The 14799-nt window shown below is 55.1% G+C and carries 11 protein-coding genes and 1 tRNA gene; 8 read left to right on the top strand and 4 right to left on the bottom strand.

The features are described 5' to 3' along the window. Positions 1–1360: type I glutamate--ammonia ligase (glnA, locus tag K5905_RS11395; protein ID WP_297583748.1), on the bottom strand; the 1360-nt coding region annotated here is incomplete at its 3' end. A 126-nt stretch (positions 1361–1486) separates the two neighbouring features. Continuing rightward, positions 1487–1825 carry a P-II family nitrogen regulator gene (locus tag K5905_RS11390; RefSeq protein WP_006934743.1) on the bottom strand — a complete coding sequence of 113 codons (339 nt, stop codon included), beginning with the start codon at positions 1823–1825 and terminating at the stop codon, positions 1487–1489. 365 nt (positions 1826–2190) lie between these two features. Between K5905_RS11390 and K5905_RS11385 the strand changes: the two genes are divergently transcribed. From K5905_RS11385 to K5905_RS11375, 3 genes are all read left to right on the top strand, one after another. Then, positions 2191–3726 carry an NAD(P)H-hydrate dehydratase gene (locus tag K5905_RS11385; protein WP_297583745.1) on the top strand — a complete coding sequence of 512 codons (1536 nt, stop codon included), beginning with the start codon at positions 2191–2193 and terminating at the stop codon, positions 3724–3726. Between the two features lie 89 nt (positions 3727–3815). After that, positions 3816–3900: transfer RNA gene (locus K5905_RS11380), tRNA-Leu, on the top strand. 285 nt (positions 3901–4185) lie between these two features. Continuing rightward, positions 4186–6684 carry a hypothetical protein gene (locus tag K5905_RS11375; protein WP_297583742.1) on the top strand — a complete coding sequence of 833 codons (2499 nt, stop codon included), beginning with the start codon at positions 4186–4188 and terminating at the stop codon, positions 6682–6684. Between the two features lie 12 nt (positions 6685–6696). Here the strand turns inward: K5905_RS11375 and K5905_RS11370 are convergent, their stop codons facing one another. Continuing rightward, positions 6697–7353: a transposase gene (locus tag K5905_RS11370; RefSeq protein ID WP_297583740.1), complete on the bottom strand. Its 657-nt coding sequence runs from the start codon at positions 7351–7353 to the stop codon at positions 6697–6699. Positions 7354–7686: 333 nt separating this feature from the next. Then, positions 7687–9030, bottom strand: coding sequence for an FAD-dependent oxidoreductase (locus K5905_RS11365; RefSeq protein ID WP_297583738.1), 1344 nt, complete (start codon positions 9028–9030; stop codon positions 7687–7689). Between the two features lie 348 nt (positions 9031–9378). Here K5905_RS11365 and K5905_RS11360 point away from each other — a divergent pair, with 348 nt between their 5' ends. From K5905_RS11360 to K5905_RS11340, 5 genes are all read left to right on the top strand, one after another. Next, positions 9379–10029: a pyridoxamine 5'-phosphate oxidase family protein gene (locus K5905_RS11360; RefSeq protein ID WP_297583754.1), complete on the top strand. Its 651-nt coding sequence runs from the start codon at positions 9379–9381 to the stop codon at positions 10027–10029. A 365-nt stretch (positions 10030–10394) separates the two neighbouring features. Continuing rightward, the gene (gene tig / locus K5905_RS11355; RefSeq protein ID WP_297583751.1) at positions 10395–11744 is read left to right on the top strand and encodes a trigger factor; all 1350 of its coding nucleotides are present in this window, start codon (positions 10395–10397) and stop codon (positions 11742–11744) included. Between the two features lie 199 nt (positions 11745–11943). Further along, the gene (locus K5905_RS11350; RefSeq protein WP_297583735.1) at positions 11944–12579 is read left to right on the top strand and encodes an ATP-dependent Clp protease proteolytic subunit; all 636 of its coding nucleotides are present in this window, start codon (positions 11944–11946) and stop codon (positions 12577–12579) included. Between the two features lie 238 nt (positions 12580–12817). Continuing rightward, entirely contained in the window at positions 12818–14083 is a 1266-nt protein-coding gene (gene clpX / locus K5905_RS11345; RefSeq protein WP_297583732.1) for an ATP-dependent Clp protease ATP-binding subunit ClpX, read from the top strand. A 330-nt stretch (positions 14084–14413) separates the two neighbouring features. Further along, the coding region (locus K5905_RS11340; protein WP_297583730.1) for an LON peptidase substrate-binding domain-containing protein at positions 14414–14799 on the top strand (386 nt) is incomplete at its 3' end.

Genomic DNA, 14799 nt, shown 5'->3' with positions numbered 1-14799 from the left:
AACGCTCGACTTCTTCCATCTTCAGTTCGATGTAAGCGTCGATCTGGTCGTCGTCGAATACGCCACCGGCTTTCAGGAACTCACGGTCAGCGTCAACTGCTTCCAGAGCTTCGCGCAGAGAGCCACAAACCGTCGGGATCTCAGCCAGTTCTTCCGGCGGCAGATCGTAGAGGTTCTTGTCCATTGCGTCGCCCGGATGGATCTTGTTCTTGATACCGTCAAGGCCAGCCATCAGCAGGGCAGAGAAGCAGAGATACGGGTTCGCGGTCGGATCCGGGAAGCGAACTTCAACGCGTTTCGCCTTCGGGGAAGCGGTGAACGGAATGCGGCAAGACGCGGACCGGTTACGCGAGGAATACGCCAGCAGAACCGGAGCTTCGTAACCCGGGACCAGACGCTTGTAGGAGTTGGTGGACGGGTTGGTGAACGCGTTCAGGGCCTTTGCATGCTTCAGAATGCCGCCGATGAAGTAGAGGCAGCTTTCGGAAAGGTCAGCATACTGGTTGCCGGCGAAGGTCGGATCACCATTGTTCCAGATGGACAGGTGGCAGTGCATGCCGGTGCCGTTATCGCCGAAGACAGGCTTCGGCATGAAGGTCGATGTCTTGCCGTAGGCATGAGCAACCTGGTGAACGACGTACTTGTAGACCTGCATGTTATCGGCACAACGGGTCAGGTGGTCGAATTTCATGCCAAGTTCGTGCTGGGCAGCAGCCACTTCGTGGTGGTGCTTTTCAGTCGGTACACCCATTTCACCCATGACAGACAGCATCTCGGAGCGAATGTCCTGTGCGCTGTCGACCGGCGGGACCGGGAAGTAACCGCCCTTGGTGCGCGGACGGTGGCCGAGGTTACCGGTTTCGTATTCGGAACCCATGTTGGACGGCAGTTCGGAGCTGTCGAGGATGAAGCCGGTGTTGTACGGGTCGGCGTTGAAACGCACATCGTCGAACATGAAGAACTCTGCTTCCGGACCGACATAGACCGTGTCACCGAACCCGCCGGACTTGACGTAGGCTTCAGCCTTCTTGGCTGTCATGCGTGGGTCACGGTTGTACCCTTCACCGGTAACCGGGTCGACGACGTCACAGAAGACAGCCATCGTGGACTGAGCGAAGAACGGGTCCATGTGAGCGGATTCCGGATCCAGGATCAGCATCATGTCGGACTCGTTGATGGCTTTCCAGCCCGCGATGGAGGAGCCGTCAAATGCGACGCCTTCAGCGAACATGTCTTCGTCGACGAGTGCTACGTCCATGGTGACGTGCTGCATTTTACCTTTCGGGTCGGTAAAGCGCAGGTCCACGAATTTAACGTCCTTTTCCTGAATTTCCTTCAGGACGTCAGCAGCGGTGGTCATAATGTCCATCCCTTTAGTTTTTCGTTTGAACGGTTGGGTTTTGTTCCAGCCCTTCAGAGGATCTTGGTTTGCTCTGGTTCATCGGGCTGGAATTCTTGATGCCGGCGATTGCCGGAATGAGGCGGATCAGATCGCGTCGATACCGGATTCACCGGTTCTGATGCGAACGGCTTCTTCGATATTTGAGACAAAGATCTTGCCGTCGCCAATGCGACCGGTTTGCGCAGCGGAGCGGATCGCGTCCACGGCCTTTTCGACCATGTCGTCCCCGAGAACGATTTCCACTTTCACTTTCGGAAGAAAATCGACGACATATTCTGCACCACGGTAAAGCTCGGTATGGCCTTTCTGGCGACCGAAGCCTTTGGCTTCCGTCACGGTGATGCCCTGGAGACCGACTTCCTGCAGAGCTTCCTTCACCTCATCCAGTTTGAAGGGCTTGATGATCGCTTCGATCTTTTTCATCACCTTGTTTCTCTCTCCACAATTACAGGCCGGACTTTTCGGCTGGCTCTTGAATGTCGGAAGGACCGGGCACGTGAAATATCACCCGGCGGGGACCGTTGCAGTCCCATTTGCATGATGTGTGCCAACATTTATCGGTTCAGGCATTTTTTTGCAATGCGGGGGAATCCGCCGCAAAAAGCGGCAGAAAGGCTTGGGCGTTGTCCTTGATGCGTTTCACATGATTGGCTAAGTGCATATTTTGTGTGCAGTTTGCCTAAAAAATAAGCGCAAAATGTGATCCGTTTGCTGTCACAGCCGGAGCGCTCGACAAATTTAAGGGTGCAGTGCACTGTAAACGCCGCAATTCTGGAGTGCTGCTAAAAATGACATTTGATCCCGGTTTTTCAGATGCTGTCCTGCTGACACCACAAGAAATGGGACGTGCGGACCGGCTGACCATAGATGGCGGAGTGCCGGGGATTGATCTGATGGAGCGGGCCGGTCAGGCTGTGGCGCGGGTCGCTGCCGATCTGGTGTCCGATTGTGCGAACATTCTAATTTTGTGTGGGCCTGGCAATAATGGCGGTGACGGCTTTATCGCAGCCCGATGTCTGAAAGCTGCGGGGCATTCGGTCGACGTCCGGCTCTTGAAGGATCCGAAATCGCTGAAAGGCGATGCGCTGATCGCATTTGAACGCATGGATGTCGAGTACAGTTTTGCGTGTGAAGGCGATCAGGTCGCAGGCGATTTACCGGAAGTTCTAACATCAGCAGATCTGGTCATTGATGCTCTCTTCGGCGCCGGACTCGACCGGCCATTGGCGGGTGGAGCGCTTACGCTCGTGCAGGTGATAAACCACTCCGGCGTATCTGTCGTTGCCGTTGATTTGCCTTCCGGATTGAGTGGAGCGAATGGCGAGATACTGGGAGAGGCGATTTCATCGCGGGCGACGGTTACATTTTTCAGGGAGAAGCCGGGTCATCTTCTTTATCCCGGCAGACACCTTTGCGGCGACATCACGGTAGCCGACATCGGGATCAAGTCGGACGTGCTCGATCCAATCGCGCCGAAGACTTTCAAGAACGATCCAGATCTTTGGCTGGGCGAGCGCGCCGTGCCTACGGCCGAGGGGCACAAATACAATAGAGGACATGCACTGGTTTTGGGCGGGCCAATGTCAGCAACAGGGGCTGCGCGGCTTTCAGCAGAAGCGGCGCTGAGGGCAGGGGCGGGCTTGGTCACATTGGGCTCACCTCCGGATGCGATGATGGTCAACGCCTGTCATCTGACCGCCGTCATGCTGAAAAAAGTCGCAGGTGTCGAGGCGATTTCAGATATTCTTGCCGACCAAAGGCTCAATGCGGTTCTGATCGGTCCAGGCTATGGGCTCGGTACGCGAACTTATGAAGCGATCAGCACAGTGTTGGACCATAGCCGCGCAGCGGTTCTGGATGCGGATGCATTGACCTGCATTGCAGAGGAGCCGGACGGTATTTTCGAACTGATCAAGAAAGGTAAAGCGCCAGTTCTCCTTACGCCGCATGAGGGGGAATTCGGTCGCCTGTTTCCAGATCTGGAAGGCAGCAAACTCGATCGCGCGCGCAGGGCAGCGGAAAGATCCTGCGCGACTGTTATCCTGAAAGGTGCCGACACGGTGATAGCTTCACCTGACGGTCGTGCGGCAATCAACACAAACGCACCACGCTGGTTGGCAACGGCCGGGTCCGGCGATGTTCTGGCCGGAATCGCAGTTGGTTTGTTAGCGCAGCATGTGCCGGGATTTGAGGCAGCTTGCCAGGCAGTCTGGTTGCACGGTGAAGCGGGCAAGTTCGCTGGTCCAGGGTTGATTGCAGAAGACCTCAGTCCGGCCTTGAAGCGTGTTATTGCAGCTCTTGTGGACAAACAGGGGCATGTATGAGGCTGCGCAAACCTTTTTCCTTTGACGTAAAAAACTCTGGTGCTATAGAAGCCCCGCTTCAAACGCGGAGCGCCCAAAGCTCCAGCGTTGCGGATGTGGTGAAATTGGTAGACACGCCAGATTTAGGTTCTGGTGCCGCAAGGCGTGGGGGTTCAAGTCCCTCCATCCGCACCAATTATTCTTGCGCTATCGCGCTAAGCGCTACTAGAGCGCTGATTTGCGCTACCGCATTTCGGCCTGCTGGAGCGTGGTTTTTCCCAAGCATTCATTCCTGAACCGAACAGAAATTCGATCCAAGGAAGCGCGTCGCGCGGCATGCCAGCTGTGGCGTTCGCCCGTAGCGCGGGCGTGCTCGGTGCCGTTGGCTTGGTTCATCCGCAAGTTTGTGTATCATTGCGGGCAATGGGTCCGCTGTACAATTTGACGCAGGCCTCGTTGGCATTTTGAAGAGAATTGATAATGTCCGCCACGAATGAGCTCTCTTGGCCGGAAGCATATGAGGAGCTTTTGCCACTCATAACTGACCGCTGGAAGGTCATAGGTGAGATTTACTTTCACCAACAGCTAAGTGCGGGCAAGTCGGGTGCCCTCGTCTATATTGTCGATATTACATGTGATGCGTTCAGCGGTCAGGCCATTCTAAAACTGGACGCCCTGCCTGATCCAAAATGGCGAGAAAAGACCGAAATCCAGCGACATCGCGAAGCGTTTGAGGCGGTTCATGATTTCGGCTCCAAACATCTTGCACGCATTGTCCATTCGCTGGAGCATGAAGGCAAAGTCGCCATCCTTTCAACCGTCGTTGCCCATGGCCTGGAATATTCTGTTCCCTGGAACGATTGCGGTTTCGAACTGGCTCTGAACGTTTTGCAGCGGCTTTCGCGAAGCCTGTTTGACGATTGGAACGCGGACTACGAGATAGCACCGGGAATGCATTCGCCTCAAAAATTGCTTTCCAAATGGCTCGGTTATCGACTTGACCCCGAAGCTGGGCGGCTGCACCAGTTCCTTTCCGAAGATTGCGGTCACGACCCGCAGGAGCGCTGCTTTTCATTTGAAGGACATTGGTATCCCAATCCGCTGGCCTTCTCTTGCGAAGACAGTCTGCCAAAGCGATTGAAAATTCGGGCTGCAGAAGGCCGGGTGCACGGAGATCTTCACGGTTACAATGTTCTTGTGCGATCTCACCGAAGCAGTGACCCAGATTATTTTCTGATCGATCTGGCGCTGTACCGGGACAAGCAGTTTTTGTTCTATGATCACGCGTATTTCGAGTTGGCCTATCTGTTGGCGCGACGACAAAACTGCGTTCCGGCCCAATGGGATGCCATCCTCAACGATCTCAGCCTCTTTAATCCAACGCACCACACGCCAGGGCTCTGGCAGGATGACTTCGGTATCATGGAGTTTGTCCGAACGCTGCGGCGCGAGGCCCTGAGCTGGGTTGAAAGGCACGAAATTCATCGTCTCAGCTTTATGGAAAGCCAATATCTGTTGGCGCGCGTCGCGGTTGGCCTCAATTTCGCGAACAAGAAGATCAGCGACGGTGCACGAAGGCACGCCTTTGTGTATGCCGCTCACAATCTCAAGGACTATATGACACTCAACAATGTCGATTGGCCCCGGCACGGTCCAGTGTTTCATTTTTCTGCAAGTCCCGAGTTGATATCCGGGTCTCATACTGAAACTGAAGTCACCGTTCCCCTGACAGAGCCGCCGGCAGAGAAAGAGCGTCTGCGCGACCGAATGGTCACTCAACTTCCCGTGCCACAAAAGCCGGTGATTGCGGTGCTGCCATTCGAATGTCTCAGTGGGCAGAGCAACGATGACAGTTTCCTGGCCGGCATCAATCATGAACTCGTAACCGAGCTGGCCAAGGTGGACTGGCTGGCAGTGGTTTCGCCGAATTCCGCAAAGCTTCTCAAAGATGCGTCTTTGACCGGCGAGGAAATTGCTCAACGCCTCGGAGCTCACTACCTCGTGGAGGGGAGCGTGCGCTATGACGACCAGCGCGTTCGAATTACAGCTCATCTGGTCGACACATCAAGTGGGCATGATCTATGGGCCGATCGCCTGGATCGGAAAACAGAAGACGTGTTTTCGTTGCAGGAAGAAATCGCTTCGGCCGTCGTTGGCCACATAGACTGGGAGTTGAGGTTTGACCTTCGTGAGCAAGCCCACCTGAAACGTGGCGAGATCAATGTGTGGGACAGGGTTCAAAAAGCTCTGTGGCATCTGTTCAAGTTCACAGATGACGACACCCAGAAGGCAAGGGATATCTTGTCCAAAACCATCGATTTGACACCGGACTACGCGCTTGCGCATGCAACGATGTCGAATGTCGAATTGAGGAAACTGTTCTTCATCCAGGTCGAGGACAGGGAAAAAGCCAAAGAACGAGCCCTCTATCATGCAGAACGCGCGGTGGCCATTGATGAGCAAAGTAGTTTTGCGCATGCCAGTCTCGCCCGTGTCTACTCCCTGTTGAACAAACACGATGCCGCGATCGCCGAGGCGGAACTTGCCGTCAGTCTGAACCCAAGCGCTGCGAACGCCCATCTGGTCCTTGGATTTGCGCTGCTGGCAAACGGTCAGGCGGAACTTGCGCTACCGCATATTGAGACAGCAACCCGCTTTGGTCAGGCCGGGCCGTACTTCAAGGTCAAAATGTTGACCAGAGCCTTTTGTCTTTATTTCCTTGAGGAAATGGACCAGGCAGAAGCGTGTGCGAGGAAAGCACTGGAAGGGAAATCTGTCGGCCCATTTGGCCATTACGTATTGGCGGTCATTTTGGTGCGGCAGCAACGCATCGAAGAGGCCAGGCGCATGGTCATGCTTGGCCATAAGATTCGCCCCGATGTTACACTGTCGAAGGTCAGATTGTCGTTTGAATATCTTCAGAAGAGCGACATGGACAAGTTCATCGGTGATCTGCGCGAAGCAGGCCTGCCTGACTAAAGCATTTTGCATTTAATGTGAGACTAAGTCAGCGGCACTAAGGAAGTTTCGGGACTCGTGTGGTTCAAAGAGGCTGCAGATGTCGGCGATGGCATCGATGAGCGTGTTGCATGTCCGTGCACCGAAGCGTCTGAGATGCGCCTTGAGTTCGGCGAAGGCCATTTCGATGGGATTGAGGTCCGGCGAATGGGGCGGCAGGAACAGGAACCAGCAACCGCGCTTTTTGAGCGTCTGTGCCGTGCGCTGGCTCTTGAGGGTCGACAGGTTGTCGAGAATGACCACCGTTCCGGGAGACAAGGCGGGAGCGAGTTGGATTTCAAATAGGTCTCGAAGGCGGATTTGTTCATCGCGTCTTGGATCAACCAATGCGCGATGGATCGATGAAAGCTGAACCCTTAGACCTGAAGTGTCTCCCAAGGCGTTGCCAAGCTCGGCCAGAGTGATATCCGGTTCGGCGCGGACAATCTCGCTCAGGAAGTCCATATGGGGCGCCAACTTGCCAAACTGACCTGCAGGGCGACCTTGCGGTTTGGCAGACACATCCCCACACGTCCGGTGTTCCCACACAATCCGCACTGCCGTTGAGGCGCCGACGCCAAAGACCCGGCCCGCTGCGCGACGCGAATGTCCTGCCGCAACATAATCCACGATGCGCTCGCGAAGATCCATAGAATAGGGTTAGCCCATCACACACCTCCTGAACGGAAGTGAATGAAACAAACGCCACCTTGGGAATCCCATCGGTTCAAATCAAACGCAAACCGCTTTAGATGGTTGAGGGACAGCGCTGGGGTTGCCGCCTAAGAGGTCCTATTCAATTGCTGGTGCGTGGCCGGCTGGAACTCACCCGTTTTCCCACCTTGGCTGCGGATCACTTTTATGGGGAGGATCCCGTCGGTAGTTGCAGGTGCGTGACAGCCGGTGGGTATCAATTGGATTCAAGTCTGTTTGGCAATCGTTATTCCTAACCCTTCGATGGATATTCCGTCTATCCGCAGCACATCAGTTAGAGATCTGGTCGGCCACGTGAATGGCAAGGTTGACGCCCGTCAGCGTGGGATTGACCGCCATTCTGGTCGGGATCAAGCCATTGGTAGCAAGGTACAGATTGTCGAATCCCCAGACACGACCCTGATAATCGGCAACGCCGGTGCCGTCATTCACCTTCGACATGCGGGTCGTGCCCGTCATATGCGCAAATCCGAAGGGCATCCATGTCAACTCACAACCTTCCCTGACGCGCCCGATCAGATCGGTAAGCACACGCGCCTCCTTTTCCGCCGCGGCCATTCTGCCAAGGTCGGCCTCCGACAACGGAACATCGAAGGTCACGCGCCCGTCCTCGTGGAAGATCGCCCGCTTGTGCTCTTCGTTGTCGACCGGACATATCGACTGGATCTCAACCAGGCGGCTTGAGCCAATCTCGGTATCGTCACCGGATGGGGTGAACGGCGAGACGTCGTGCAGGACCAATGTGTACCAGGGGGCGTTTTCACTTGGGCGAACCTGAATGCGCGGATCGATATCTGCCAGACCCTCGGCGGAGCAGAACTCGGGCGCCACAACGATCTGACACACGGCAAGGGGATGGTAGGAAAGATAGCGACCCAGTGCCTGAAGGCGCAGGCCTGACCTGAAGAGCAATTGCGGTGTAGCAATAGCGCCGCCGGCAATCACGTAGCTTGCCGCTTCGACGCGCCCGGATGAGGTCTCCAGCCATTTGACCTGGTGGCCGTCGGCTACGATGCGCTCCACCCGGTCATGGCGTAGCGCCACATTCCTCCGGGCCGCAGCACTCGCATTCAGAATGTCGAGGGAGCCGGTATAGCGCAGGCTGCCATCGTCCCGGTACCGACCGGCCACAGGGAGTGCCATGACGTCTCGGCCTGACGGCTCGGCGAAGGTCTCGAGAGCCGCACCAATGCGCTGTTGACGGATCGAGCGATCGAGTCTGTCGCTCTGGACACCGAGATATTCCTCGGCCAGCTGATAATGATCCGACCACACTTCATCGCTCATAATCGGCCACAACGCATCGCCGCGCGGACACAGATTTGTCCAGATAACCCCCTGTCCGCCGACGGTTCGTGTAACGGCTGCCCCCGGGAGAGCGTCGCGCGGCACGCTGTCGTCGAGAAATTCAAGATACTTTGTTGCCGCGGGAAGATAGCTGTCAGGCTGCGCTATGAATTGATCCGAATTGCGATAATGCGATCCTGGTGGATCGGAAATCGCGCACCCCTGTTCAAGCACAAGAACACTTGCGCCTCTTTCCGCCAATCTGCGCGCGGCGGCGATCCCAAGAGGGCCGCTCCCGACAATGATGACTTCATGCAGCGTAGACACGGCGATCCCCTTTTCCGGATAGTGAGATTATTGTCGTTCAGACCTGCGATTCATTTCATGGTTTTCATTGTGCTCCGTCCTGGGCCTTGGGCATGTGCGAGCTCAGATGTTTGGGGGAGGGCGCCGTAGTTATGAACCAGTGTAGATCATTCGACTGCAACTCGACAAATATGAGCGAGTGGTGAATGGTATGCGATCACCTGCGGTTGCGTTCAGGCTCGGATCGAGCGCCCGCCGGCGACGGACGTCGACGTTCAGATGAACCGAGACACGACGTTCGAGCAATCAAACCGAACCGCAGACGCAATAGAGACCCATTTCGAGAAGAAAGTTTCGGAAGGCAACATAATGACGGAATTCAAGATCAACCCGGAATTCGTTATTTCTGATGAGCAGTCTCTTCGAAATCTGTTTCCTGCCGTAAATCCATTGGCCGCCAGGAAATGCCTGAATTTCCTAGATGAACACGCACAGGAATTTATCAGGCGTTCGCCTTTCGTTTGTCTCGGTACTCAGGATCTGAATGGGAGTGCGGATGTTAGCCCGCGTGGTGATCCAGCCGGTTTCGTCAAGATTCTTGATCAGGCCACGCTGGCGATCCCGGATAGACCTGGCAACAACCGTCTCGACAGCCTGACAAACATCGTGGCTAATCCGAAGATCGGATTGCTGTTCATTGTGCCCGGATTTGACGACACGCTGCGTGTGAACGGTGAGGCCAGTCTTGTGACCGACCCGGACTTGCTTGAAAGCATGGGCGTCAAGGATCGCGTTCCCAGGCTCGCGATTGTGGTCAAAGTAACGGAGGTCTTTATTCACTGCGCCAAGGCCTTTCGGCGGTCTCACCTTTGGAACCCGGACCATTTTCAGGATCGAGACGAGATGCCGTCGCTGTCAAAGATCATTCTGGATCAGACTACAGGTGCACCGGATGATGAAGCAGAGATGCGCAAAATCGATGAAGATTTGGAAAAAGAGTACGGGAAGACGATGTACTGAAATGTTGGCGGTTCAAGCGTCGCAGGAACCCCACCTCAAGTCCCGGTTTTCCTTCAAGAACCGTTCGACAGGTTGAATTGAGCGCAAGGCAAGGTCACTTTCCAGGAAGAGATGGCAAAGGCAGGCTGCACGATTTTTGGCTGTTTATTGGTATCTTTACCACCTCAAATCCGCCGTCTCCCCTTGACACTTTCAGGTGCAAGCTTTATCGCGCTCCCATCGTGCGTCTCGGAGTCTATCCAGGGCGATGCATTGCTGTTTGAACGCTCCTGAAAAAAGGGGAGTGCGGGCGGTGCGGCACACGGGATTTTAAAAACAGAACCTCCGGGGCGGATTGCCGCTGCGGATCGAGGATGACAAAACCCATGCAGGTAACAGAAACCCTCGCCGAGGGCCTCAAGCGAGAGCTCAAAATCGACATTCCGGCCGGCGATCTCGCTGCCAAGCTCGATGATTACATGGCAGACATGAAATCCAAGGCCAACATCAAGGGCTTCCGTCCGGGCAAAGTGCCGGTCGCGCACCTGAAAAAGATGTATGGCCGTCAGGCCATGGCCGAGATCCTGTCGAACACCATCCAGGAAACCACCCAGAAAGCCGTTGAAGAGCGCTCCGAGCGCCCGGCTCTGACGCCGGAAATCGATCTGCCGGATGAAGAAGCTGAAAAGATCCTGGCGGGCGACGCCGATCTTTCCTTCAAGATGACCTATGACATTCTCCCCGAGTTCGAAATCGTTGATTTCGCCGGGATCGAGATCGAACGTCCGGTCGTTGAAATTGCGGACGAAGAAGTCGACACACAGGTTGCCGACATTGCCAAGAACAACACTCCGTTCGACACAAAGGACGGTGCGGCTGAAGATGGCGATCGTGTCACCATGTCTTACCTCGGAAAGATCGATGGCGAGCCCTTTGAAGGCGGTGCTGACGAGAACGGGCAGCTTGTGCTTGGTTCAGGCCAGTTCATCCCGGGCTTCGAAGAGCAACTGATCGGTGCCAAAGCCGGCGACGAAAAGGTTGTTGAAGTTTCCTTCCCGGAAGACTATCCGGCTGAGCATCTGGCCGGCAAGGCCGCGACTTTCGACGTTGAAGTCAAGGAAGTTGCAGCTCCTGGCGAAGCCACCATCGACGATGAGTTCGCAAAGGGCCTCGGCCTTGAGTCTCTCGACAAGTTGAAGGAAATCGTCCGCGGCCAGATCGAGAGCCAGTTCGGTGCGATGACCCGTCAGCGGGTCAAGCGTCAGCTTCTGGACAAGCTGGACGAGCACTACTCCTTCGAACTGCCGGAAAAGCTGCTCAACTCCGAGTTTGACGTTGTCTGGCGTCAGGTCGAAGAAGACATGAAACGCAACGAGAAGACCTTCGAAGACGAAGATACCACGGAAGAAGAGGCGAAGACGGAATACCGCAAAATTGCCGAGCGCCGTGTTCGCCTCGGTCTGGTTCTTTCCGAAATCGGCGAGAAGAACGAAATCCAGGTAACCGACGAAGAGCTGCAACGTGCGCTTTATGACCGCGTTCGCCAGTTCCCGGGCCAGGAGCAGCAGGTGTTCGAATTTTACAAGAACAACCAGCAGGCTCTGGCAAGCCTTCGTGCGCCGATCTACGAAGAAAAAGTCGTCGATTTCATGCTTGAGCTGGCCAAGGTCACCGACAACACGGTAACCAAGGAAGAGCTGGAAAAGCTGGTCGCTGAAGACGAGGACGACGCATAAGCGCCGTTCAAAAACATCGCGGATGCGACGTGACTTTAACTTTGCCTTCACGTCGCATCTGTCATGACTTTGCGAATAGGGCGACATCTCATATATACGGGATGTCGCTTTTTTCGAGTCAGGCCCTGATGGATGCGCTTCAAGGGTCTATTTTGTGTCCGGGCGTCTCCGGACATCATCTCAAGCATATGGATGAGGTATGAAGGATCCTGTCGATATCTACATGAACACTCTCGTGCCGATGGTTGTCGAGCAGACAAACCGGGGCGAGCGGGCCTTCGATATCTACTCGCGCTTGCTGAAGGAGCGCATCATTTTCCTTACCGGTCCGGTCGAGGATCACATGGCAACCCTTGTGAGCGCACAGCTGCTCTATCTGGAAGCGGACAACCCAAGCAAGGAAATCGCAATCTACATCAACTCACCCGGCGGTCTTGTGACTTCCGGACTTGCGATTTACGACACGATGCAGTTTATCCGGCCGGCGGTTTCCACGCTGTGTATCGGTCAGGCGGCATCGATGGGCTCGCTTCTGCTGGCTGCCGGTGAAAAGGATATGCGATTCATCCTTCCAAACGCGCGCGTAATGGTTCACCAGCCGTCCGGTGGTTTCCGCGGTCAGGCTGCCGATATCATGCTTCATGCACAGGAAATCCTGGCAATGAAGCGTCGGCTCAATGAAATCTACGTGAAACACACCGGTCAGAGCCTCGATCAGGTTGAAGAAGCGCTTGAGCGCGACAACTTCATGACTGCTGAAAAGGCTAAGGTATTCGGGATCGTAGATAATGTGATCACCGATCGTACGTCGCTGGGTGGCGAGAGCGAAGGCTGATCGGGATAACCCGGCCTTAAGCATGGATTGAATTTCCACGATTAAGGCCGGAAAATCCCCAATTGATGCCGGGTTTTCATCTTCGCCTTAAACCTATATTGATTTTTAATGGCGAAGCATGGTGACATCATATTTAGAAGTGGCGCTTCACAAGTGTCACTTCGGAACCGGTTTAGCCATAATTTGGCCTTAACCGGCCAGATAAGGGGAAACACCCCATAAACGCGAGGTTGACTACATGACCAAGGCCAGCGGCGGCGATTCCAAGAATACGCTTTACTGCTCCTTCTGCGGCAAGAGCCAGCACGAAGTTCGCAAGCTGATCGCCGGCCCGACTGTTTTCATTTGCGATGAATGTGTCGAGCTGTGCATGGATATCATCCGTGAGGAAAACAAATCCTCGCTGGTGAAGTCTCGGGACGGAATCCCGACCCCTCAGGAAATTCGCGATGTTCTGGATGACTATGTCATCGGACAGGGTAGCGCGAAAAAGGTTCTGTCGGTCGCCGTTCACAATCACTACAAACGCCTCAACCACGCTTCGAAGAACAATGATGTGGAATTGGCGAAGTCCAACATTCTCCTGGTCGGGCCGACCGGCTGCGGCAAGACGCTTCTGGCGCAGACCCTTGCCCGTATCCTGGACGTTCCGTTCACCATGGCCGACGCAACCACGCTGACGGAAGCCGGTTATGTGGGGGAAGATGTCGAGAACATTATTCTGAAGTTGCTTCAGTCCGCCGACTACAATGTCGAGCGCGCGCAGCGCGGCATCGTCTATATCGATGAGGTCGACAAGATCAGCCGCAAGGCCGACAATCCGTCGATCACGCGTGACGTGTCAGGTGAGGGCGTTCAGCAGGCATTGCTGAAAATCATGGAAGGCACTGTTGCTTCCGTTCCGCCGCAAGGCGGCCGCAAGCACCCGCAGCAGGAATTCCTGCAGGTGGACACGACCAACATCCTGTTCATCTGTGGTGGTGCGTTTGCCGGTCTCGACAAGATCATCTCCGATCGCGGAACGCAGACTTCCATTGGTTTCCAGGCTCAGGTGCATGCGCCTGAAGATCGCCGGATCGGCGAGCTTTTTGCCGAACTGGAGCCGGAAGACCTGCTGAAATTCGGCCTCATTCCGGAATTCGTCGGCCGTCTACCGGTGATCGCGACCCTGGAAGACCTGGACGAGGATGCCCTGGTAACAATTCTGACCGAGCCGAAAAACGCGCTCGTGAAGCAGTATCAGCGTCTCTTCGAAATGGAACAGGTGGAACTTGCGTTTCATGACGAAGCCCTGAAGGCAATTGCCCGCAAGGCGATCGAACGCAAAACCGGTGCCCGTGGCCTGAGGTCCATCCTGGAATCGATCCTGCTCGATACCATGTACGAGCTGCCGGGTCTCAAAGGTGTGAAGGAAGTTGTGATCTCCCCCGAAGTCGTGAAAGGTGAGGCGCGTCCGCTTTACATTTACGAAGATCGGGAAGAGACCTCCGCGACCAGCGCCTGAGACTGACAAGTTTCTGGTACGCAAATAACAATGCCGCTCAAATTGAGCGGCATTTTGTTTTTGGGCACGTTTTTGCCGGTTCGGTGTGCGTTTTCCACCACAGGTGTGAGTCGTCAACAGACAAGACCCGTTTGCAACGAATGCTTACCTTGACACCGGCAGGTCAGGTGTCCACCTAATAGACCGAAAGAACGGCTCGTGCGAACCGTTGGCGCGCCCAGCAGGGGTGCTGCGGTTAGGCCTCTCGGGATGTCACCCCGAAAGCCGTTTTCCAGTGTTCTGGCTGCCTTTTCCCGATTGGGGCCAGGACACGCTGAGAAAGGAAAAAAAATGAGCGACGCAGAAATCCGCGCCACCGATCCAGACAGCACTGCTGTCTATCCCGTTCTGCCCCTGCGCGACATTGTTGTCTTTCCGCATATGATTGTGCCGTTATTCGTCGGCCGCGAGAAGTCCATCAAGGCGCTGGAAGAGGTCATGACGACTGACAAGCACATTCTCCTGGCAACACAGGTGAATGCTGCTGACGATGATCCAAATCCTGACCAGATCTACAATGTTGGTACGCTAGCGACCGTATTGCAGCTGTTAAAGCTGCCCGACAACACCGTGAAGGTTCTTGTTGAAGGCGGCGCCCGAGCGCAGATTGGCGAATATACCGACCGGAGTGATTACTTCGAGGCGTCCGAATTATTATTGCATCATAGTTTGACTCT

This window comes from Roseibium sp., from assembly GCF_025698965.1.
In the GTDB taxonomy this organism is placed as follows: domain Bacteria; phylum Pseudomonadota; class Alphaproteobacteria; order Rhizobiales; family Stappiaceae; genus Roseibium.
Note: the sequence above shows the minus strand (reverse complement) of the source record. Positions and strands in the feature narration are given on the sequence as shown.

Bases quoted from the DNA above. Each gene is read 5' to 3' on its own strand.
- K5905_RS11360 (WP_297583754.1), top strand. From the start codon at position 9,379: ATGACGGAATTCAAGATCAACCCGGAATTCGTTATTTCTGATGAGCAG.
- K5905_RS11375 (WP_297583742.1), top strand. From the start codon at position 4,186: ATGTCCGCCACGAATGAGCTCTCTTGGCCGGAAGCATATGAGGAGCTT.
- K5905_RS11390 (WP_006934743.1), bottom strand. From the start codon at position 1,825: ATGAAAAAGATCGAAGCGATCATCAAGCCCTTCAAACTGGATGAGGTG.
- tig (WP_297583751.1), top strand. From the start codon at position 10,395: ATGCAGGTAACAGAAACCCTCGCCGAGGGCCTCAAGCGAGAGCTCAAA.
- K5905_RS11370 (WP_297583740.1), bottom strand. From the start codon at position 7,353: ATGGATCTTCGCGAGCGCATCGTGGATTATGTTGCGGCAGGACATTCG.
- K5905_RS11350 (WP_297583735.1), top strand. From the start codon at position 11,944: ATGAAGGATCCTGTCGATATCTACATGAACACTCTCGTGCCGATGGTT.
- clpX (WP_297583732.1), top strand. From the start codon at position 12,818: ATGACCAAGGCCAGCGGCGGCGATTCCAAGAATACGCTTTACTGCTCC.
- K5905_RS11385 (WP_297583745.1), top strand. From the start codon at position 2,191: ATGACATTTGATCCCGGTTTTTCAGATGCTGTCCTGCTGACACCACAA.